The sequence below is a fragment of the Cyclobacterium sp. genome, assembly GCF_014762705.1.
Classification (GTDB): domain Bacteria; phylum Bacteroidota; class Bacteroidia; order Cytophagales; family Cyclobacteriaceae; genus Cyclobacterium.
Map to the genome: position 1 here is coordinate 1 of NZ_JABURL010000076.1, position 22,664 is coordinate 22,664.

General features: G+C 40.7%; 22 protein-coding genes. 19 read left to right on the top strand and 3 right to left on the bottom strand.

Annotated features, from left to right (window positions below; all coding sequences use genetic code 11):
- The first annotated feature begins 192 nt into the window (after positions 1 to 192).
- The 4 genes from HUJ21_RS14245 to HUJ21_RS14260 all read left to right on the top strand — a co-directional run bounded on the left by HUJ21_RS14245 (position 193) and on the right by HUJ21_RS14260 (position 1,785).
- Complete coding sequence (locus tag HUJ21_RS14245) at positions 193 to 633, top strand: type II toxin-antitoxin system RelE/ParE family toxin (protein WP_366483695.1); 441 nt, start codon at positions 193 to 195, stop codon at positions 631 to 633.
- Positions 557 to 847, top strand: a complete 291-nt coding sequence (locus HUJ21_RS14250; protein WP_291370873.1) for a helix-turn-helix transcriptional regulator — start codon at positions 557 to 559, stop codon at positions 845 to 847. The genes HUJ21_RS14245 and HUJ21_RS14250 overlap by 77 nt, the downstream gene beginning before the upstream one ends.
- A 337-nt stretch (positions 848 to 1,184) precedes the next feature.
- On the top strand, positions 1,185 to 1,460 hold the full coding sequence (locus HUJ21_RS14255; protein WP_291370874.1) for a type II toxin-antitoxin system RelE/ParE family toxin: 276 nt from the start codon (positions 1,185 to 1,187) through the stop codon (positions 1,458 to 1,460).
- 16 nt (positions 1,461 to 1,476) lie between these two features.
- Positions 1,477 to 1,785: a HigA family addiction module antitoxin gene (locus HUJ21_RS14260; protein ID WP_291370876.1), complete on the top strand. Its 309-nt coding sequence runs from the start codon at positions 1,477 to 1,479 to the stop codon at positions 1,783 to 1,785.
- 381 nt (positions 1,786 to 2,166) lie between these two features.
- On the opposite strand, the gene HUJ21_RS14265 is transcribed toward HUJ21_RS14260, so the two are convergent.
- From HUJ21_RS14265 to HUJ21_RS25100, 3 genes are all read right to left on the bottom strand, one after another.
- On the bottom strand, positions 2,167 to 2,601 hold the full coding sequence (locus HUJ21_RS14265) for a hemerythrin domain-containing protein (RefSeq protein ID WP_291370878.1): 435 nt from the start codon (positions 2,599 to 2,601) through the stop codon (positions 2,167 to 2,169).
- Between the two features lie 19 nt (positions 2,602 to 2,620).
- Positions 2,621 to 3,430, bottom strand: a complete 810-nt coding sequence (locus HUJ21_RS14270) for a DUF1206 domain-containing protein (protein WP_291370880.1) — start codon at positions 3,428 to 3,430, stop codon at positions 2,621 to 2,623.
- Between the two features lie 591 nt (positions 3,431 to 4,021).
- The gene (locus tag HUJ21_RS25100; protein WP_366483696.1) at positions 4,022 to 4,330 is read right to left on the bottom strand and encodes a group II intron maturase-specific domain-containing protein; all 309 of its coding nucleotides are present in this window, start codon (positions 4,328 to 4,330) and stop codon (positions 4,022 to 4,024) included.
- Positions 4,331 to 4,981: 651 nt separating this feature from the next.
- On the opposite strand from HUJ21_RS25100, the gene HUJ21_RS14275 reads away from it, so the two are divergent.
- The 15 genes from HUJ21_RS14275 (at position 4,982) to HUJ21_RS14345 (ending at position 22,646) form a co-directional block, all read left to right on the top strand.
- Positions 4,982 to 5,245 carry a hypothetical protein gene (locus HUJ21_RS14275; RefSeq protein WP_291370882.1) on the top strand — a complete coding sequence of 88 codons (264 nt, stop codon included), beginning with the start codon at positions 4,982 to 4,984 and terminating at the stop codon, positions 5,243 to 5,245.
- A 531-nt stretch (positions 5,246 to 5,776) separates the two neighbouring features.
- Positions 5,777 to 6,697, top strand: coding sequence for a GDSL-type esterase/lipase family protein (locus HUJ21_RS14280; RefSeq protein ID WP_291370884.1), 921 nt, complete (start codon positions 5,777 to 5,779; stop codon positions 6,695 to 6,697).
- Positions 6,694 to 9,672 carry a PVC-type heme-binding CxxCH protein gene (locus HUJ21_RS14285; protein ID WP_291370886.1) on the top strand — a complete coding sequence of 993 codons (2,979 nt, stop codon included), beginning with the start codon at positions 6,694 to 6,696 and terminating at the stop codon, positions 9,670 to 9,672. Before HUJ21_RS14280 ends, HUJ21_RS14285 begins: the two co-directional genes overlap by 4 nt.
- A 160-nt stretch (positions 9,673 to 9,832) precedes the next feature.
- Positions 9,833 to 10,723 carry an archaetidylserine decarboxylase gene (asd, locus tag HUJ21_RS14290; RefSeq protein ID WP_291370888.1) on the top strand — a complete coding sequence of 297 codons (891 nt, stop codon included), beginning with the start codon at positions 9,833 to 9,835 and terminating at the stop codon, positions 10,721 to 10,723.
- Positions 10,724 to 11,756: 1,033 nt separating this feature from the next.
- Positions 11,757 to 11,999: a hypothetical protein gene (locus tag HUJ21_RS14295; protein WP_291370890.1), complete on the top strand. Its 243-nt coding sequence runs from the start codon at positions 11,757 to 11,759 to the stop codon at positions 11,997 to 11,999.
- 103 nt (positions 12,000 to 12,102) lie between these two features.
- Complete coding sequence (locus HUJ21_RS14300; protein ID WP_291370892.1) at positions 12,103 to 12,366, top strand: DUF3368 domain-containing protein; 264 nt, start codon at positions 12,103 to 12,105, stop codon at positions 12,364 to 12,366.
- Positions 12,367 to 12,561: 195 nt separating this feature from the next.
- Complete coding sequence (locus HUJ21_RS14305; protein WP_291370894.1) at positions 12,562 to 13,134, top strand: Crp/Fnr family transcriptional regulator; 573 nt, start codon at positions 12,562 to 12,564, stop codon at positions 13,132 to 13,134.
- A gap of 80 nt (positions 13,135 to 13,214) precedes the next feature.
- Positions 13,215 to 13,898 carry a DUF4386 domain-containing protein gene (locus HUJ21_RS14310; RefSeq protein ID WP_291370896.1) on the top strand — a complete coding sequence of 228 codons (684 nt, stop codon included), beginning with the start codon at positions 13,215 to 13,217 and terminating at the stop codon, positions 13,896 to 13,898.
- Positions 13,899 to 14,126: 228 nt separating this feature from the next.
- Positions 14,127 to 14,303, top strand: a complete 177-nt coding sequence (locus HUJ21_RS14315; protein ID WP_291370898.1) for a hypothetical protein — start codon at positions 14,127 to 14,129, stop codon at positions 14,301 to 14,303.
- A 62-nt stretch (positions 14,304 to 14,365) separates the two neighbouring features.
- A complete protein-coding gene (locus HUJ21_RS14320; RefSeq protein ID WP_291370900.1) occupies positions 14,366 to 15,475 on the top strand; it encodes a sensor histidine kinase in 1,110 nt (369 codons plus the stop codon).
- A 1,043-nt stretch (positions 15,476 to 16,518) separates the two neighbouring features.
- Positions 16,519 to 17,157: a SatD family protein gene (locus HUJ21_RS14325; protein ID WP_291370902.1), complete on the top strand. Its 639-nt coding sequence runs from the start codon at positions 16,519 to 16,521 to the stop codon at positions 17,155 to 17,157.
- Complete coding sequence (locus HUJ21_RS14330; protein WP_291370904.1) at positions 17,132 to 17,935, top strand: hypothetical protein; 804 nt, start codon at positions 17,132 to 17,134, stop codon at positions 17,933 to 17,935. The genes HUJ21_RS14325 and HUJ21_RS14330 overlap by 26 nt, the downstream gene beginning before the upstream one ends.
- A 347-nt stretch (positions 17,936 to 18,282) precedes the next feature.
- Positions 18,283 to 18,777 (top strand): hypothetical protein, encoded by a 495-nt coding sequence (locus HUJ21_RS14335; protein ID WP_291370906.1) that lies wholly within the window; start codon positions 18,283 to 18,285, stop codon positions 18,775 to 18,777.
- A 217-nt stretch (positions 18,778 to 18,994) separates the two neighbouring features.
- Positions 18,995 to 20,977, top strand: coding sequence for a GDSL-type esterase/lipase family protein (locus HUJ21_RS14340; protein WP_291370908.1), 1,983 nt, complete (start codon positions 18,995 to 18,997; stop codon positions 20,975 to 20,977).
- A 403-nt stretch (positions 20,978 to 21,380) separates the two neighbouring features.
- On the top strand, positions 21,381 to 22,646 hold the full coding sequence (locus HUJ21_RS14345; RefSeq protein ID WP_291370910.1) for a hypothetical protein: 1,266 nt from the start codon (positions 21,381 to 21,383) through the stop codon (positions 22,644 to 22,646).
- The last annotated feature ends 18 nt before the right edge of the window (positions 22,647 to 22,664 follow it).

The following is a 22,664-nucleotide window of genomic DNA, read 5'->3' on the forward strand; positions in this document are numbered from 1 at the left end:
AGCAGGATGTTGCTCAGTAAGGGGCTGATTGGGGAGCCCTGAGGGACTCCTTTTCGCAAAAATTTAACCGGAAAAACCGCGCATTTTTGCCCGCCACAAACCATATACGCAAACCGTTACAGCGCATATTGAGAACGCCTGTTCACAAAACAATTTTTTGAAAATAGTAACTTTTAAGTTACATTTACGTCCATGGATAAAGTAAGGGAAGTCATAGCCTACCAAGACCATTTTGAGAACTTTCTGAGAAAACAGACAGAAATAGTTCAAAACAAAATTTACAAGGTTATTGAGGCTATTGAGACCCTGGAAAGAGTACCTAAAACCTACCTGAAACCTATCAAGACCAAGAAAGGGTTATTTGAAGCCCGCATCCAGTTGGGATCAAACATCTGGAGGGTGTTTTGTTTTTTTGACGATGGCCAGCTTGTTATCTTATTAAACGGCTTTCAAAAGAAATCGCAAAAGACACCGGCAAAGGAAATTGAAAAGGCGAGTAGGTTGATGGATCAATACTTTGCCGAAAAAAATCAGAAATTAATAAAAAAACGAAGCCATGAATACAAAAAGCTGGAAAGACATAAAAGACGATGTGTATGGAAGGAAAGGCACATCACGAAGAGACGAACTTGAAAGAGATTTTGAATCGTTTAAGATCGGTGTGTTATTGAAGAAAGCCAGGGAGGACAAGAATTTGACCCAGGAGCAATTGGCAGAATTAGTAGATAAGAAAAGAACCTACATTTCAAGAGTCGAAAATAACGGAAGTAACCTGACACTTAAAACGCTCTTCGACATAGTAGAAAAAGGGTTGGGAGGAAAGGTCAAAATTTCCATTGAAGTGTGAAAACAAATAATACGCGCTATAACCTCAACTTGGATCCAGCGGGAGATTCCGGTAAAGATTTTATTTTGTTATTTTAATTAAATCCGCTCAGGGAATGAAGGGTACGGCTCCGAATAACCCGCCGTCCCCAAGCTGAATCCCGCTATAGCAAATGAGGGCTGGCTGCTTAAAAATGAAGATATTGCAACTAATGAAACTTACGGTAGGCAGACAAAAAATCGGTTTCAAATCCCGCACTTGCCATAGCCAGGGCCGGTTAGGCAACATTTGAAAAAAAAATTCTGCATACATTTAAAAATTATACTTATCTTTGACGTTAGTAATGTAGGACGATAGTATGATTGTTTCATTTGGTTCAAAGGATACCGAGAAAATTTGGAATGGAGAATGCGTTAAAAAATTGCCGATTGAGATACAACAAATTGGACGGAGAAAATTAAGGATAATAAACAACTCTCAAAACTGGACTGATTTGAGAATTTCTCCATCCAACAGACTAGAGAAATTACAAGGTTCCGATTTTTGCAGTATAAGGATAAATGACCAATGGAGGATAGTGTTTCGGTGGATTGACAATAACGCTCACGATGTTGAGATTATGGATTATCACTAAAATTAGGAGGATTAAAATGGACAGATTAGCAAATATACATCCAGGAGAGATTTTACTTGAGGAGTTCTTACGTCCTCTTGAGATAACTGCATACAGATTATCAAAGGATACAGAGATACCCCAGACTCGTATTTCACAAATAATTAAAGGTAAACGGAGAATTACTGCCGATACAGCACTGAGATTTTCATCATATTTCGGTACGACTGCAAAGTATTGGCTTGGGCTTCAAGACGACTATGATATCGAAGAGGAGAGAAAAGACAAGCAAGAGATATTGACGAAGATAAAGATAAACGCACCACAGTCGAGTAGCCTGACCTGAGCTAATTTGCTCAGGTTGAAGCTATCACACCAAGCGGCGTACGGGTCTTCCCGATGAATCGGAACAGGCAGTATACCTATTGTTCATAAATTTTCTCCAGCGGGCTACATGGAGTCCTCCTACCGACCCTTGCTACATGGAGATAGACCAAGGCGGTATTGATGTCCACAAGGCAGAGGTCAACGTGGCAGCGATCCTTGTAAAAGTCGCTATATTTCTGAAAATCAGCAAAAAAGTAATTAAACAATGGCTATCCGGCCGGGTAGCCATTGTTAAAATACATTTTCAAATAAGGTTAAGATAGTTGCTTGATGGTGCCCGGCGGACCTGCACTCCACTCTTCCTTTGTGTCATCCGTCGGATCCTGAGAAAATCAAATTCTCAACGCTCACTATCCATCATACTCCTGTAATCTCTGGCCAACGCATTCATCTTGGCATCATCCAGTGATTGGTCGGCTAGTGAAAAGACATCTTCTTCCTCTTCATCCAGATGGTGAATAATTTTTTCCTTTAGTTTTTTGGCAGTGGCCAGCCATCCGGGAGAAGACATATCGGTATTGTCAAGCTCTTCCATCAGTTCGTCCATCTCCTGGTGTTCAGCTACACTGTGCCTTGCTTGATCCTGTGTATTATCGTATTTAAAAAGCGGACGATAAAAATAACGTTCTTCCGCATCGGCGTGAGTTTGCAATTCCCTTTTAAGCCGCTCATACAACTCTTTACGTCCATCGGAAGCTCCATTCGTTTTTATCAATAGGTCACAAAGGGTTCTTTGCTTTTCATGGTCATTTTTGATTTCTTCAAATAAATCCATCTTTATTTGGTCGTTTAAATTAAAAGTACATTTTTCGCTGACTCGCCTTGATTATCATAAAGACGCCATAGGCTAACAATCCAAGTGCGATAATTCCGAAGACAATTGTTCCAAATTCATTCTGAATAAATTCAAAAGCATCTTTTGTTCCTCCCGCCTTCGATGCGTCGTAGGTGATGGCTGCTCTTACCGTCAGATAAGCGATCATTCCGAGAACGAGACCCCGGGCTGTATACCCTACACGACCGGAATTGATCATTAGTTTCTGTTTTTTTTCATCCATGCCGGATTCCTTCAATTTATCCTTAAATTTACCGGAATAGGCTCGGAACATTTGGTAGAGTGCTTTTCCCAGAAAAAGGAGTGCAACTACAGCGACCAACCATCTTCCGTAGTCCTTTTCTAAAAGCTTCTGAATCATGGATTCATTTCCTCCTCCACTTCCTCCACCTCCGCTACCGACCAATAGCTGCACAGCAGTGTAAATAAGGAACATATAAAAAATACCACTCACAAAATAGGCGATTCTTCGTGCTATTCCTTTTGCGTCCAAGCCTTCGTCTTCGGGGTCACCGAAGGTTTGATACATTCGCCAAAAAACGTAACCGGCCAGGCCGAACGTAACGACCCAAAGCATTACCTGTCCGAAAGGCTGGTCAATTAGGAACTTTAAAGCCCCATCACTACCTGTCTTTTTACCACCGCTTCCAAAAGCCGCCCAGGCAGATAAACCGCCAATTAAAACATAAACGACTCCTTTTGTAGCTATTCCGAACCGGGCAACCTTTTTTTTCTTTTCCTTACTCGGATTTAAATCTTCTTTTTCCATAGTTTTTTAATTTCCTTTGTCGAAAATCAATTTTTATGCCAAAAAAAAGAAATATTTTACCATTTATGGCCATAAAATAATTGAAAAAATAGAATATTCAAGAGTTTATTTTCCAATATGGGGAGAAGGGGATCGGCCAGATTACCTTATTGAATATGGGACGGATGGAAAAAGTATGCGTGCTACCTGCGTTCTGTCTGATCGAACAACTTATAGAGATGTGTACGATTTTGGCTTTTCCCGGAAATGGTTTTCGATCTTCGGAACCTTTTGAGCTGTAAATCAAAGCCCGGTACATTTTTACAGGCTCTTTCAATGATAGATTGCTTTTTTTTTAGCTTAAAATGTTTAATAATTACGATAAGTCTAATGTAGGAAGAAACGGCAATAACTACCGGCTTCCTGCCTTAACAGGATTCGTTCAGTCGAGTAGGTAAAGGGGAATTCCACTCCTAAACCTCTCCCAGAACCGTACGTGAACCTCTCAATTCATACGGCTTTTATTATGCAGTCGGTTTTAGTTTATTATTAGACTAATTTGTATCCCAGTCCCCAATGATAGAAAAGGTTTGGATATGAATTCGCAACTTGTCAAAGCCATTTTACTGCTTTGACCTTGCTTCCTTTGAAGCTTTTGTACTTTTTCAAAATCCACCTGATCAATCGATGGTGCAGGTAGTAAAACACAGGTTTTAGACTTCTTCGGCTTATCTTTCCATAATATTGAACCCAACCTCGTATTTTTGGATTTAACAATATTGCCAAATCCTGAATACCTCTTTGGGTTTTATTGTGGAAATTGAGCTTTCGGAGTTCACTATTGATTCGCACCTTGGACTTTCGGCTCATCTTACAATCAAACTGCAGATAACTCCCCCCGTTCCTCTGTCTGTTTCTCATTGGCTGAAAACTGAAGCCGAGAAAGTCAAACTGAACAGGGTACCCATTCAGATTACGGTCTTCTTTCTTACAATAAACAATTTTCACTTTTACAAAAAGATTTCTTGACGCTCAGTCCTCCTTGAACCCTTTCTGGTATGACGGGACAAATGCATGCCCCAGCAGCTCAAAAGTGGAAGATCTTCGGATACCAGCACCACGTGCGCCCCCTTCGCACTCCCGTGCCCGGGCGTGTTCGTCAGTACAGAGACTTCAGTCTGGCTTATTAAAAATCCTGAGACTTCAGGGCTTCACCTACCCTGCTTGCTGGCTCCTTACTAAAAATATCCACTGGATATTTTCTTAACGTTCGGCCCTCTCAGGGCAAACCAGCCCCGCTTTGGCGGGACAGGCTTTGCCACTTGCTTCGCTTCGCATAACGACTCCCACGCAAAAGGGATACCGAAGAAAGTCGGCACAGGCTTTTCACCCATTGAAACGGTCAACATTTTGACCTATATTCACCATATCAAGGCACACACATCATCTTGGAATACAGCGGGCGATTCAGAGTAAATAGAAAGTTTAGTATCTTTAAGAAGTTAGGAGTAGGTTGGAAGAGAATGGCTCCGAAAGTCCGCCGTCTCCAAGCTGAATCCCGTTATCAATAATATGAAAAGGATTATAGTACCTAAACTTAACCAACGAACCATTAAATTTGAAATGGAGAAAACGATAAGAAAGCATCTTAATGGTTTAGATAGTTATAACCAATCTGACTATCAAAAACAATTAGAAATTTGCCAATTAGGGAAACTACTTGTGACCTATTTACCTGATTTCTCAATAGAAGAGGTGAGAGAAAAACCTGATTTTATAATATCGGATGGGAAAAAGAGAGTGGCGATAGAACACCAGTGCATTTTAAGCCAGTAACTAAGAGTTATCAAGGATCCTATGAAAATATTTTTCATAAAGCAAAAAGGGACTTGCGGAATGAAAGTTCGTTACCAAATTTTTTAGCAAACTGCTATTTAAAGAATATTAACTTACTTAGATTTCGGCTTTGAGGCAGGGCAAATAAAGTGCAAAGCGTGTTGCAGCCGTACCTTAGTCAGAATTTAACGAAATGATAAATCCTAAATTAGCAAAGTGGTAGAATTTTCCAATCGATTGGGGGGAGTTCTAAAAATCAAACGCAAGGATATCAGCTAGTAATTCCAGGGATGCAACCAATTTATTGTGGGTAACACTATTTAGTCTTATTTTCAGGATTCAAACCGGCTCATTAGGTGTGAGTAAACTAAAATGGATGGACTGTTCCGTTTTTCAGGAAAACCATTTTTACAACGTCGATTGGAAAGGGCATAAGGAAATTTCACCAGGGCTGGGACCTGTGTTAGCCGGTTAAGTCGAATGTCTTTTAGAACTTAGTAAATTATAAATTATTGAAATGGAATGAATACTATGAAATCAATACACAGCTCAATAATTCTCTTGCTGACATTGGGCACCCTATTTGCAGCCTGTACTCCAGGGGACTCATTTAGTATTAAACAAAATGAAAAAATTGTCTTCCTGGGAAATGCTTTCTTTGAAAATGCCATTGATAAGGGAGAAATTGAAACCACAATCTCCCTTTGCTACCCTAAAAAGAATATCACTTTTCGCAACATTGGCTGGAGCGGAGATAATGTCTATGCACACACACGCACACGGGCACGCGGAGGGGGACGATTTGGAGATCCAGATAAAGGCTTTGGGATATTGACCAATCAGATTATTGATCTTAAGCCAGACAAAATTTTTATCGCCTACGGTTTTAATGAATCCTTTGATGATGAAGGAGGTATTGATTCATATGGCGAAGGCCTAAACCAACTTTTAGAAATGCTCAGTCAGCATTGCCCCGAATTGATCCTTATTTCTACCATACCTATGGAAACAGGCTTTGGAATACCTTCAGAGCATATTGAAGCTCAAAATGAGAAGCTTAAGAATTATGCGGAAATGACTAAAGATATAGCCATCAATAGAGGCCACTCGTATGTTGATTTATTTACTCCCTTAAGTAAGGAAAGTAAATACACAGCCAACGGCATACATCTTACCGCAAATGGATACCGTAAGGCAGGAGAGTTGATTGCACAGGCATTGTCATTTCCGGCGCCAGCGATTGAAATTGACTCTGAAAAGGCTGCTCAAATCCGAAATACTATCATCAAAAAAAACACCCTTTTCTTTCACCGATGGCGTCCGCGCAACGATGCATTTGTATATGGGGAGCGCAAAGATGAACAACGAATTGCGCAGGAAGAACCGGCACAAATTGAACCGTTCATAGCAAAGCAGGAAGCAGCAATTACACTACTACTAGAAGACTTATGATGATGAATAGTAAAAGAATATCCGGGTTATTTATTTGCATCAGTTTGTTAGCTCAAAACGTACACGCGCAAAATGGCCTGCAGGACATACCAAAACCAGACCTCGAGAAGGAGATGGCTTCCTTTTCGGTCCTCGATGGCTTTGAAATCAATCTCTTTGCAGCAACCCCTATGTTAGCAAAACCTACCCAAATTAATTTTGACAGTGAGGGTAGGCTCTGGGTTTCCGGTAGCCATATCTACCCGCAATTAAACGTAAATGAGGAACCCAGCGACCAGATAGTAATACTTGAAGATACTGACAACGACGGGGTGGCCGATAAGTCTTCCATTTTCTACGATAAGCTCATTATTCCAGGAGGCATACTTCCGGACAATCAAGGAGGAGCGTATGTTGCAAATGGTGACAAACTCATTCACTTAAGTGATGTAGATGGTGATGGAAAAGCGGATCAGGTAGATGTTTTACTTACAGGCTTCGGAACAGAAGACACACACCATACCCTTCACCGCCTTGGTTGGGGGCCCGGAGGGAAGATGTATATGCTACAAGGCTACTATATCTCATCACATGTAGAAACGGCCTATGGCCCCCGCCACCTTAATGGTGGAGGCCTATGGACCTATGATATAGATACACGACGTTTGGAAATCTTCACAAAAGGATATATTAATCCCTGGGGGCATTCGATCAATTACTGGGGCCAGTCTTTCGAATCAGATGGAGCTGGTACCGGATTTGGACATAGCTTTCCAAACGCAGTATTCAGGGCTTCTCCCGGCGAAACACTTGCCTTACCATCACTTACTCCTGAAAGGCCCAAAGCCAGCGGCATTGAAATTATCAGCGGAAAACATTTTCCTGCATCATGGAGGGGTGATGTGATTACCCACGATTTCCGTGCGCATATTACAGACCGTTATTCATTGAGAGAAAACGGTAGCTCTTACGAAGCGACCCTTGAGCCTACTTTCTTAAAGTCGGCACACAAATCCTTTCGTCCGGTAGATGTCAAAATGGGGCCGGATGGAGCCCTTTATATTGCAGATTGGTATAGCCCGATTATACAACACGGAGAGGTTGACTTTCGTGATGAACGCAGAGATCATCAGCATGGTAGGATTTGGCGGATTACAGCTAAGGGAAGGCCTTTGGTTCACAAACCTGACTATAAGGAGTCGAGCATCCCTGAATTGTTAGAACTCCTTAAAGCAGAGGAAAACTGGGTGAGGCTGCTGGCCAAACAAACCCTGAAAACAAGAGAAGCCAGCCAGGTGATGTCGGCTTTAGACAAGTGGTTGGGTACCCTGGATCCAAAGAACGCTGATTACGACCATCACCGGCTCGAAGCACTCTGGACCGTACAAACCCTGAATTTAATAGATATCGATTTATTGAAGTCAGTATTACAATCGAAGACGGCAGGTGCCCGTTCTGCCGCTGTCAGGGTTCTCTACTATTGGAATGAAAAAGTGCCTGACGCCCTTGACTTACTCAAAGTAGCCGTTCAGGACCCGGATGCCGTTGTACGACGTGAAGCGATTACTGCTCTGAGCCAATTCAGGTCAATTGGAGCCTTCGATATTGCACTTCTGGCCTATAATGAGGATATGGATGATTCTTACGCGTTTGCATTGCGTCAAACCTGTCGCATCTTATCAAAAACCTGGCTCCCTTCTGTCCTTAACAGTAACCTGACTCCTCAGGCAGACGATTCTGCACTCATATTCGCACTTAAAAGCACAGAAGACCCCAGGGCCACTCAGCCTTTGATTAATTTATTTAAGAATAGTGAAAACCCGGATTCAGATATACTGCTTGTTATTGGTCGTCTGGGTAACGCTGAGGAGCTAAATTTCCTCGCAGATATTGCCAGTACACAAAGCAGTCCCTATACAAGCAAGGCAGCAAATGGTTTACTTACCGCAGCTAGGGATAGAGGTATATTCCCAAATGAAAATCAAACAACGGTGCTTCAAAATCTCTTCGCGTCCACAAGCGATGACGACCAGGCAACTGCCTGCGCTCTGGCTGGTCATTGGAACAGTAAAGAATATACAGATGTACTGAAACAAAATCTCACAAAGCCGAATACAAGTTATGTTATTAAAAATAGTGCTGCGGAAGCCCTGGCCATGTTCGGTACGGAGGATATTCGTGATTTCCTGATTCAAATTATTAGTGAAGACCATCCCATCAACACCACCAGGCTGGCAGTAAATTCCCTGGTACAAGTTGACCTGGAAAAAGGGATTGAAGCAATAGCCAACACGTTGAGCAAAGAAATTGATAACTCTACAATCGAATACCTCATAAGGAGAATAGTTAGAAAGGAAGGCGCCTTTAGGGCATTAAGCGAAGCATTGGAAGGAAAGGAGATAGCTGCCGAAACCGCCAGTTATGCTTCTCGTTATGTGCAGGTATCCGGGCGAGAAGGTGCGGAAGAATTAATAGCTGCTTTGGCCAAAGCAGGCGCTGTAGAAATCAATTCTGCCCGGCCGGGCAGTGACCAAAGGACCATGGACCTCATCTCGAAATTAGAAACGGGTGACGCAGCGAAAGGAAAAGAGATCTACCATAGAGCCCAACTTGCTTGCATTTCATGCCACAAACTCAAAGGAGTTGGCCTATCAGATATTGGCCCGGACTTAGGGAGTATCGGTGCCAGTGCCCCGGTGGATTATATCATTGAGTCTTTAACTGAACCGAGTAAGAAGATAAAAGAAGGCTATAAATCATCTACCATTACCACGGGAAATGGAGACTTTTACAATGGTTCCATAATTTTTGAAGATGCGAATAAGATTACATTAAAGACTTCTACAGGAGTTGAAGTCTCCATCCAAAAAAATAAAATTAAGTCCCGCGAAACAAGTGACGTTTCAATGATGCCAGCAGGTCTGACGGATGCTTTAAATGAGAGCGAACTGATTGATCTTTTTAAATACCTGACTGAACTTGGTAAAAGTCAGTGAGTGGAGTTTGTCTGTACATAGGTGGATTAAAGAAAAAGGGAATAATGTTTGCTCCCAATAACCTGTAGCACTTCCAAAAATTCGTTTTGTACTGTATTGCTCAGTACATTTTGGACGCATGTTGTACGCAGATAAAAAAATAAATTTATAAGCTGATTTAATGGAAATAAAATTTATAAATAGGTCTGACAACAGCATAGAGATCGAAAGACCACCGGGAGAAGAATTATTGGATTTCTTGTATCATAATCCATTCGGCGAAAATGTAGTTTTGCCAATTGTAAAGCAAAAATTCATCTCCAAATGGTATGGGAAAGTAATGGATACCTCAATCTCAAAAAAAAGAATTGAACCATTCGTCAAAACGCTACATATTGATATGAGTGAGTCGCAAAAGAAGATAGATGAATTTGAATCTTTTAATGATTTCTTTTGTAGAAAATTGAAGCCCGGAACCAGAACGATAGAAAAAGGACTTGTATCCCCGGGTGATGGAAAAATGTTGGCATTTGAAAATGTTTCAGAAGTGCAAACCTTTTTTGTCAAAGGCAGGAAATTTACCTTGAAAGAATTTCTACAAAATGATAGTCTGGCGGAAGAACACGCAAATTCGTCATTGGTGATCTTACGATTGGCTCCAAATGATTATCATCGCTATCATTTCCCATATGAGGGAATTCCATCGCGGTCCGAAAATAGGGAAGGCGTTTATTATTCAGTTTCCCCCATTAGTTTAGATAAAAAATTTACCGAAGTTTTTTCTGAAAATAAAAAAGAGGTGTGTAAACTCAAAACAAAGGACAGGGGAGAGATTTTGATTATTCCAGTTGGTGCAACGCTGGTCGGTAGTTTGAATGCGACATTTCAACCTGATTCATTGGTCAAAAAAGGAGAGGAGATGGGTTATTTTACCTTTGGAGGGTCTTCAGTAGTGTTGTTGTTCAATTCCGATTTATTCGAATTAGACAAAGATCTAATCGAGAATACGAAAAACAAATTGGAAACCTACGTTAAAATGGGAGAAAAAATAGCAAAAGCAACTGCTAAATAATACCTAATCGTTCAGGATTAAGGTGTATAAATTGCTTTTATTCAAGTGTTTGTACAGTTTACCTGCACTTTGGTTTTCTTTTTTATATCCTTTATTCTCATTGTAAAAGACTTAAAAAAAGCGTGTCGTAATTAATGGCTAAAATGATTCGAAGTAAGACTTTGATTCATTGGGGTCCCAAACACTCCGGATTGAAAGCATGCTTCTGTAGCATTTCTGGTGGATATCGGATAGCCGATTTGGTGGTTCAGGCAACTACGTCGCCGCAAAAATGAGTAAAAAAGTGCCGGAATAGCCAATGAGCGGATCGATTGTCCTGTTTAGGAATCGCTTTTTTGGTTGTATTGGTAAGGCGCATAAAAAAAAGCATAGGGATTTTTGCGTGGCATTTAGGAGCGGAACAGGTACAGGGGGCATCATCCCATAAAGATGGCGGAAATTTACCTCCTTGTCGCCCTAGGTACTTTTAAACCAGTATAAATTTAGTTAGATTAGGACCTTCGTTCATTACAAATAAGGTGCACGCTGAACTTTGTCCGTACGTTATAATGCATTTTGAAGCTGTATAAAAAACTTCCCAAATCGTTTTAAAAACATCCTCCCAACATCCAAAATAATATATCCCCTACTTTGGGTAACACAATCAAAATATAAAAAATGAAAGGAATCATCATTGGTGTCGTATTAGCAATTATCTTCTTTGTTATATTATTTAACGTCTTAGAATTCTTATTAATAACCTCGCTCGTCATTTCAGTTGCGATAATCATCATCCCGATCCTATACGTCGTGTTCAAAGCAAAAAGCAACTAAAAAATGCTACCATATTCTAGGCAGAGGAATTCCTCTTTATCATTTAGGTGAGGATAGACAGATAGGGAAATCATTTTATAAAGATAGCAGAAATTTACCTGGCTGTTAGCATACCTACTTTTAAAAGAATTGAAACTTAGTTGGGTTAGCACCTAGATGCATGGCGAATAAAGTACACTGTGCACTTTAGCCGGACGTTACAGACCATGAAAAGTTCCAAATGGCAATGTTTGCAATCGGTTTATTCAAAGCATTACTTGGGCTAATTGGAATTGTCGAAACTTTGGGATTCTCAACTTTGCGTGTATTCAAGCGTACCAGAAGAGGAAAACTTCAATACGCAGCAGTAACTTTTGCAACTACAATAGCACTAATTGTTGGAATAACCTTAGTTGAATTTATGATCTTCCCTGAAGACGATAAAATTGATGAACTTGAATTATTAATGAAGATGGGAAGATAAGGTATTTGTGACTCCGATCATTTTAAAGGAGTTTGGAAAAAACCTGCCTGATTGGATTTCGGTATTGCCGCCGGAAAATTTCCATTATCAACAAATTCTAGAAATGGATCTGGATGAGGGTGAAGCAAGTGCAATTGCATTATCCCTGGAAATGAAAAATCCAATCCTAAGGCTTGATGAACTAAAAGGTAGAAAAGTCGCAGAAAAGCTTAATTTAAGGTATTCTGGAACTTTTGGCTTAATCCTTAGAGCCAAACAAATTGGATCAATAAGTAGCGTAAAACCTATACTTGAAAAAATAAAATCCACCAACTTCAGATTTGATGAAAAGCTTTTTGAAAAAGTTTTGGAACAAGCAGGGAAATGAAAATAAGAGTGCCAGAGCCTAACCTCACCTAGGATCCAGCGGGGATTCCGGTATAGATTTTATTTTGTACTTTTAATAATATCCGGTCAGGGCAGGAAGCGTACGGCTCCCTAAGGCCCCGCTGGATCGAAGCTGAATCCCGTTACCACACCTTGTCAGAAGCCAAGAAATGAGCTACTTAAAAGATAGCAAATCATGAAAGACAAAATTTTACAATACCTTTCAAAATACACTGTGATTACCAAAGAATTGGAGAAGGCTATTGCTGAAAGCACCTTTATCCAATGTTTCAAAAAAGGAGAAATTCTGCTCAAGAAAGGAAGTACTTCCAATGAGTGCTACTTTATCATTAAAGGATGCATAAGAAGTTACTACCTTAAAGATGGTGACGAAAAAACCATTGAGTTCTACACAGAAGATGAGGCTGTTATCCCTTTAAACTATGATACGATTATCCCATCAGGTCATTATCTGGAGTGTGTAGAAGAAACAATCGTAAGTGTTGGCAACCCTGAGCTGGAAAGTGAAACATTTCAAAAATTCCCGGAATTAGCGACTCTATCCAGAATTATTGGTGAGAAAATAATGGCTCAGCAACAAGAATCATTTGCAGATTATAAAATGTCCACTCCGGAAGAACGATATTTAAACCTGGTAAAACGAAGGCCAGATTTAATCCAAAGAGTTCCACAACACCAAATAGCCAGTTACTTAAGTATTAAACCTGAGTCACTTAGTCGTATTAAAAGAAGAATTATGAACAAATAATCTATTTCTTAACTAAAGTCAATGCGACGAGAATAAGACCATCCTATTTTTGTGAAAAATATATCATAAACAAAAACGGCATGGATCTTATCAGAAAAAAATCAATTATTGTTGGTGTATTATTAATGCTTAACATAGCTGCAGGCATCCTTAGTATAGATCCGGTAATTGATAATCCAGGTAATCTTGAAAATATTTCTATCAATGCAAAAGCAATATTAATTAGAGCTTTCATGCAGTTTATATTAGCTCTCATTTATGCAGGTATTCCTATTATTTTATACTCATTATTTAAAAAATTCAACAAAGGTCTAACGATTGGTTTCCTTGTTTTTAGAATTATTTCTGTCGTATTCATTTTTATTGGTTGGTTGAGCATACTTTTGCTATTGGAATTAAGTCAGGAATTTGTAAAAGCAGGTAGCCCCGACTTTTCGCATTTTCAAACTTTAGATAATTTAATACGATCAGGCCGTGATTTAATAAACCATGTGGCCATGCCCTTAATTCTGAGCGTTGGCAACTTAATGTTTTATTCTATTTTGTATCAATCAAAACTTGTCCCCCGATGGTTGTCTGTATGGGGACTTATTGCCACCTTGTTGAGCGGTATTTTGGCAAGCATTCTGCTTATGTTTGGTATCATAGACATTATTACTCCTACCTATATTGGATTAGCCTTCCCTACGGCCTTATTGGAAATAGTATTAGCACTTTGGCTATTGGTAAAAGGATTTAAGCCAAATCAAATATCCATGAAATGATGTCCTTTCAATAATAACATACAAGAAATAAATCAAAAAAACCCTAGCAAAGCAAGGACAACTCTTGTTTTCATTTTAACGATCATTATTGGCTATGCTCTTTTGATTATTCCAGATGTATTCATTGGAGTTACTAAAATTAATGGTGGAAAAATTGGTATTAACTTATTATTCATTGCTTTATTTCAATTTTTTTCAATTGTTGCCTTGATATATACTTCTTTAAAAATGTTAAAGAAAGACTTTGGCTATATCGGTCTTCGGTTTGTGAATGTAAAAAAAGACATTTTAACAGGCCTCATTTTCGGTACCTCATGGACTATTCTTCAATTTGCACTCCTCATACCAGGCCCCGGAGGAATAAACCGTTCAGACATCAACGCCTCCTCCAGATTTTTGATATGACTGGCATTTTACTTGTATTTTATTGATAATTAATTATTTTACATTAAAAGAAGTAATGTAATATGACTATACCGGAAGCAATTCGCAACAACCAAGATCAAATTCTAACGCGCTGGAAGGAACGAGTATTCGAGGAAATACCGGAGGCGAGGCGTCAGGAAAAATCGGCTATTGAGAACAGTGTTCCTTGTTGGCTTGAAGCCTTGACAGCCTTGCTGGAAAATGCCGATGACAAGCAAATTGTTTTCAATAGTCAGGAACATGCCCTGGACCGATCCCGCTTTCAAATATATTCCCTCAAACACATCGTCAGGGAGTATAATCTTTTAAAACACGAAATCTTTAAAGTAACCGATCAAAACGGTGGGGTCGATCCTCACAATCGTAACCTGATCATGTATGCAATAGACCTGTCCATTGAAGAGGCCGCGGAAACATTTTATCGAATAAAGCAGGGGGTGCAGGTCAATGCCCGTTCTGTGGCGGAACAAAAAGCAGACGCCATGCAGTTGCAGGACGATAACCGGGAGCAATTCATCCGCTCGATTACCCACGATTTGAATAATCCGCTGATCAATATCAAGGGCTGCATTTCACTGCTGGAAGAAGGTCCGGATGTGAATGAAACGGCGAAAATTTTAAAAATGCTTAAGACCTGTACTGAACAAGCGGAGTCACTTATAAAAAACTTTCTGGACGTCAGCGAAGTAAACCCCACAGAAAAACTCCCTGTACGCAAAGAACTTGTGAAGATCATGGAGGAGTTAGAGAACGAAGTAGCGGTATACAAACTGGCTTACAGGAATCAAATTGATATCCAATGCGCAAATTCAGACCTGGAAGCTGCCTTGGATATTGGTTTGTTTCGCCGGGCGTTCAATAACCTGATGAACAATGCCATCAAACACGGTGCAAAGGCACCAATAGAGGTGCATTGTTCGGCAAAAAACGATGTGCTGGCGATTTCGGTTATCAACCAGGGCAGAACCATCCCGGCAGCTGAAATGGAGCACATTTTTAATCGCTATTACAAAATCGAAGATGGCAGCCGGGGCTGGGGTATCGGATTGGCTTTTGTTAAAGAAGTAGCCCATGCCCACGGTGGGGAGGTCAAAGTAAAAAGCAACGAGGAAGAAGGAACCAGGTTTATATTTCGGATCCCGATAAACTAAATTCTAAAGACACTATTGATCCCGCATTATTCCCCGGTTTTTCCACAGTTTCCACAATAGCGTCGCGGTCTTTTTTATTCTGGTTTCAAGAGGAGCCGGCCTGGTTCCGGGATAATTTTCTATTCATTTGCACCTGCCAGGATTTATTTCCTGGTATCCGATGACAGCTACCCATACCGGGCATCCGACAAAAAAAGTGATGCAGATTTAGTAATTTAGATGGCTGATTAATTCCTACAGCGACGTTTCCCGGGTGGGCTTCTTCTTTGTTTCGTACTTCCAGGCTTTTCTTATGGTACCACCCGAAGGCCGCTGCGACAGCCCCCCTACCCTGTTTCAGCAGAGACACTTGTCAGATGCGTATAGGTCCCTCTTTGGTAACAGCCCGAGTTTGAAAAACAGAAATTTCCCAAACAGTACTCAACAATAGCCATCTGGATTCAAAGCCAAGAAACTTTTTAAAATACTAATAATGGGTGTTTTATATCATAAAACTAATTGACTAAGGTCAGCTATTATTATTAAAATAGTACGTTCCTTTGCCTTGCTTTGACCTATCAAACAGAGCAGGACAAACAGACAACTAATACGCACTTTGCTCTCGCAATGTAAAATAGCTTTTAAGCTAACTATCGGTTAGCCCTCACGGTACACTTGTCAAAATCCGTTTAACCATTTTTGTTGAACCAAGGTGTTACTGGCAATGCCGCTGCCTTTTACCAGAGTCAACGGGGGCATTAAGAATGGCTTTAAAGCATCCTAACTGTTGCCATGCATAGCGGGACAAACCTGTCCGCTTGCTTTTTCGTGGGCATTAGGTATACCGGGAATTCCCGCACATTCTGGACACCATTAGGGTACAAACCAAACCAGGCACAGCGGTCGTTGAAACAGTCGGTCTTACTATTCACCACTCAATGCGCAATTGGTACCGAAAATCGCATTGAGCAGACCCTATACTTCAGATCCATACTACTATATCAGAAGTATATTTATTTTACAACCTATTTGGATGTATTTAATTTTACAACTATATTTGTTGTATGAAACGTACAGAAATAGTCCTTATAGGGGATGTGATTAAATCACGAAAGCGCTTTAACCCTGAAGAATGGAAGTATTTTCACCAATTAATTAAAAAAATTAACAATGAATTCCATTCATCGATAAAAATACCCATCACAATATATTCCGGAGATAGCTTTGGAGGTATTTGCAATAGTGTAGAATCTGCAATTGACATTCTATTAGCAATTCAAGAATACCATAAATACCATAAATCGAGAGTAGTACTGATTGAAGATGAAATTTCTTTTGGTTTGGAAACAAAAAATTTTCTAAATTTAGAAGGGCCTGCGCTTTGGAAAAGTCAAGGTCTATTGGACAATTTAAAAAAAAGCGCGTCTTTTTTCTTGTCTGATCTACAAAATGAATTAAAGACAATTACTGTTAACACTATCCTTAATCTAATCTTATCCATTCGCAATGACTGGAGCGAAATAGAATGGGCAGTTTATAAGCACCAGGGCTTACCTATAACGCAAAAGGATCTTGCCGAAAAGTTGGAGGTTTCACAGCAGTATATTTCGAAGATTTTATACGCATCCAAAATCAAATTGGTCCGGGAAGCTGAAAATAACCTGACACAAATACTACATGGAATCGATACTACCATTCATTAGGGCAAACAGCACTTTGACTCAAGGAGTAGTAATAGTTATCGGATATTTCATTACGTTTATTGCTACGAACTTGTTGATAAAAAAAATAATTCTAAAAGGAAAAGAAAAGATTGATGTAGATAATGATGGAAATATAGACCAAAAGGATGAGAAGATTATTAGAGATGGTTATATAATTGGTAAATGTGAGAACATAATAATAATAACGTTTGTACTGGCAGGAGAGGTCACAGGGCTAGCGCTAATTTTCGCAGCAAAAAATTTAGCAAGACAAAAAGACATAAATGATAATGCTGGTTTTTTTCTTGCCGGAACCATGATAAATTTTACAGCTACATTACTGTTTGCCTTTATTATCAAGTATGTTCTGACGTTGATTCCAGCAGGAAACATGAATCACAAAGCCGCTGATCCAATAGGTAGTAGTCATTTTCGACACCATATCGAAAACTTCAATCAGATGGACAATGAGCTTTATATTCAGCATGTCCCCAATGATTCGGCCTTTTTATTCCTGGCAGAGCATATCCCTCTTATCGAAGTTCCGGAAAAAGACATTGAAGAAACATATTACTTCCGCTGGTGGACGTATCGAAAACACATAAAACATACGGAGGATGGTTTTGTGATTACCGAATTCTTACCCAAGGTTCCCTGGTCAGGAAAACACAATACGATAAATTGTCCGGCCGCTCATCATATATACGAAGGGAGGTGGTTGAGGGACCCGCGGTACATATCCGATTATATTGATTTCTGGTTAAACAATTTGGGATAGGAATGGCACAAAATATAATCTTGGAAAAGGTTTGTTACTTTTTGTGGATGGGGCATTGAAAGCACAAACTTCTCAAGTTGAACGTTTGATCTATAAAATGTAAATCCCCCAAGCGAAGTAAGGTTGCTCTGGCAGATGGTTTCCGGTAAGGGCATTTTGAAACGAACAACAATGTAAACCCCATGCAAAAAAAATCTTTCGAAAATATAAAAGAAATACTAGATTGAAGGATTGTTGCATGGTAAGTCGAGTGCATGATGCAATTTGACCTTACCGTTCCACTTCCCTGAAATAAAATTTGGAAATGCTTCAAATGATTCGGTAACAACTTTAATGCTATATCAATTATGAATATAAAAATCTACCTACTTGCCTTTCTTTTTCTTTGTTCTCTTAAGGGGTATTCCCAAAATAACGACAGCAGGGATAATGATCGATTGGCCGAACTAAACGAGTTCTGGAAAGAAGTTTCACGCACGATTGAAGAAGGAGATTTTGAAGGCTATGCAGGTACTTTTCATGAGAAAGCAACCCTGGTTTCAGGTATTAGCAACAAAGCCTACCCCATTGCCACAGCCCTTACAGGATGGAAAAAAGATTTTGTTGATACCCGGTCGGGACAAAGGAAATCTTCAGTGGCATTCAAATTCAACAAACGATTCGGTGATCCCAGCACTGCATTTGAAAGCGGTATCTTTTACTATTCCTATGAATTGGACGGAGAAAAGAATGGCTATTACATCCATTTTGATGGGCTATTGGTAAAAGAAGGTACCTGGAAAATGATGATGGAATATCAAAAAAGTGCGGCAACAAAAGAAGATTGGGACGCTTTAAAATAGGCTTGTAACAATAGGATTAGCCCATTCCGAGCTTCGGGAGAATCTGGCAAAGATAATCATCTCTAATTGTGCCTTCCTCGTCATGCTTGATTTCATGTGATTCCCTGCTAATTTGAACAGAAAGAGGCCTATTTTTAGCCAATACTGTCTCTCCATTTTGCGAATTGCCTGCACCAATTATTGTAAAAGAACTCCTTACCAAACGTAAATTTAGATAATGAATAAGCACTTCGGAGTAATCCTGTTTTTACTAATGAACTTTGCACTTCAAGACGGGTTTGCGCAAAGTCAGGGAGATTCGGTAGGGGTGCAGCCCAATAAAGAATCGATTTGGAAAGGTTTCCAGCGACATGATTTTACGTTTCTGCAAAGGGAGGCGCGACTAATAGTGCCTAAGAATCCCCTTTATGGAAATCCATGGGTTTGGCGGGCCCGCTTCCCGGACTGGCATACGGAAGCCGATAGCATTCTTATTTCCCGAGGGTTTCATCTGGCTTATATCAATACGGATAACCTATACGGAAGTCCGGGTGCCGTCGCTATTTGGAATGAATTCTACGATTTTTTAACTGTAAAATGGCAATTGCATGAAAAAGTTTCCTTGATGGGAGTGAGCAGAGGTGGTTTGTTTATTTATAACTGGGCCAAGAAAAATCCGGAAAAAGTAGCCAGCATTTATGCGGAGGCACCTGTTTCAGATTTTAAAAGCTGGCCCGGGGGGTTTGGTTCAGGCAAGGGTAGCCCAAAGGACTGGGAAAGACTAAAGGAAGCTTATGGTTTTCTTTCCGATGAGGAGGCAAAACTATACCAAAATAACCCGATCGATAGCCTGGGAGTACTGGCAGAAGCAAAAGTGCCCCTAATGCATATGATTGGACTTGATGATAAAATTGTACCGATAGCTGAAAACACTTTGCCCTTAATTACAAAATACATTGGTCTGGGCGGAAATGTTCGTGTGGTTACCTGTACCCGGGGAGAACAAGCTCTTGAAGGACATCATTTCACCATTGAGACTCCGAAAACCGTTGCCGATTTTATAACCTACCACGCACTTGAGCACCTTCCGCTAGATGCTGCCAATTACCACACCAAGCGGGACGGCCTTAAAAATGCTCAAATCAGGTTTGAACGGGATAAAAAGGGGAAGGTAGCATTTTTGGGTGGCTCGATTACCCATAATCCAGGCTGGCGGGATAGTGTGTCTCTCTACCTCCAAAAGCGTTTTCCGGAAACCGAATTCGAATTTATCGAGGCGGGAATTCCTTCCATGGGTACCACTCCGGCCGCCTTCAGGCTTGTGCGGGATGTACTATCAAAAGGAAAAATAGATTTACTTTTCGAAGAAGGGGCCGTCAACGACGCATCAAATGGAAGAACCTCCCTGGAGCAAATCCGGGCCATGGAAGGAATTGTACGGCATACCTTAATGGCCAACCCGGATGCAGCCATTGTAATCATGCATTTTGCAGACCCTGATAAAATAGAAAGCTATTCCAAAGGAATAGAGCCAGAAGTGATTGCAAATCATACAAAAGTAGCTGAGCATTATCACATCCCAACGATCAACCTGGCAAAAGAAGTTGCCGATAGGATAGCAAAAGGGGAATTTACCTGGGAAGACGATTTCAAGGACCTTCACCCATCCCCATTCGGTCAAGGTATTTATGCCAAGTCCATCAACCACTTTCTTTCCAATGCGTTTTCAAGTCCCCTTGATGCCGATGATAAGGTATTCTCCCGCGTACTCCCCGAGAAAATCGACACCTATTCGTTCGACAAGGGGAGTTTAGTAGATGTTGAGGCTGCCAAATTTGACAAGGGATGGTACATCGATCCATCATGGAACCCTGAAGACGGCTCCGGTACCCGGCCCAACTACGTAAATGTACCCATGTTGCGGAGCGATATACCCGGAAGCACAATGAAATTAAAGTTTAATGGATCTGCAGTGGGTATTGCCGTTGCGGCCGGCAAAGACGCAGGAGATATCGAATACCGAATCGATAAAAAAGAATGGAAAACACTACGGCTTTTCACCAGGTGGAGTGCGGGACTACACCTGCCCTGGTATTATACCCTGGCCTCTGAATTATCCGAAAAAAAGCATCTATTGGAAATCCGAATTGCAAGCACCAAAGACGAAAAAAGCACTGGCAATGCCTGCACCATCCGCTACTTTTATGTTAACAAGTATTGACAAAAAACGACAGGGACCAAAATCAATTTTCATTTGTAAACAGCCCGGGGCAAGGTCAGCTACATACCGCTTCCTGCCTTCAGTTAAATGGACTTTATTAGTGTGACTTTGTTACCACTTGCGCACATTGCCTTTGCTTAACCCCCTTCAATGGACCATACATAGGTATTCGGTTATAGTTTGACTTTCCCGGAAAGAATGAACCCTTCGGCCCATAACAAGCAGACTGAGGAAACTTACACGCAAATGCTGCGCTTTACCTCCAGCTTGTTTATCCCCAATAAGGTGAATGTGCGTTTTAAGGTTGCAGAACAGATTTAATTCCAGGGAAACTTTGAATAATTGGGTCTTTTGGCCTACTTTTAATTTTACTTATTTATCAACCACTAATCAAATCTTTTGAATGAAGCTTATCGCTATCCTGACAATAGTTATTGCATCTACACTGTTCGGTTGCAGTGGGAGTGAAGCAACTTCTGATGAAATTCGTCAAGGCCTGGAAAATTGGTTGGCCACACCAGTTTCGGAAAGGGAGCCCTTGGGAAATCTTGAATTCTCAAAAAGGCCTTTGACAAAGAATGAAGCAGAAAATTTCACAACTATTCTATTTCAAGACCAGCAGCGCCAACTCATTAAGGACTATGGACAACAGTGGGCGTCTCGAGAAATAAGTTATGAGGGAATGAAAATGCCTTTCTTTTATCAGAAATTTGGCGAGGAGCCAGCAGAAGGTAGAAGTTTGTTTATATCCCTGCACGGTGGAGGCAATACCCGGCCTGAAAACAACGACCAACAGTACGAAAATCAAAAGCACCTGTACGATCAGGCCATGAGTAGCCTGGAGGGCATCTACCTGGCGCCCAGAGCCCCTACCAATACCTGGAATTTATGGCATGAAAATCACATTGATGATTTTTTCACCCTCATAATCCGGCTTGCTGTGGCATTGGAAAATGTTAACCCCAATAAAGTTTATTTATTGGGGTATTCTGCAGGCGGTGATGGTGTCTTTCAATTGGCCCCCAGAATGGCAGACAGATGGGCTGCAGCATCCATGATGGCCGGACACCCCAATGAAACCTCACCCCTGAGCCTGAAAAATACACCTTTTGCGCTACACATGGGTGCATTGGATGCTGCTTATGACAGAAATCTTAAAGCTAAGGAATGGAAAACAAGGCTGGACAGCCTGGAAAACAATGCCCCTGGTACCTATGTCCACCAGGTAGTACTTCATGAAGGAAAGGGCCATTGGATGGAACTGGAAGATGCGGCCGCATTATCCTGGATGTCAACCCACAAACGCAATCCCATACCAGAAAAAATTGTCTGGAAACAGGATGACAGGCATCATCCGGATTTTTATTGGCTGGGTGTTCCGGAAGATTTAATTGAAACCGGAGGGGAAGTTATTGCAACATACAGCAGGTCCCGGAATGAGATAAACATCATTTCCAATTATAGCAGCATACTTAAAATTTACATCAACGATGAAATGTTGGATTTGGACGCTCCCATCACCGTGAAATACCAGGGTAAAATCATTGCTGAAAAGACATTTAAAAGATCCCTTTCGGCAATTTACAATACGCTTTCACCAAAGGGAGACCCAGAATTGTCCTTCCCTTGCGTACTGACACTTATCGATAATGATACATTGGGTGAATGAGCAATCGAAGAAAACAAC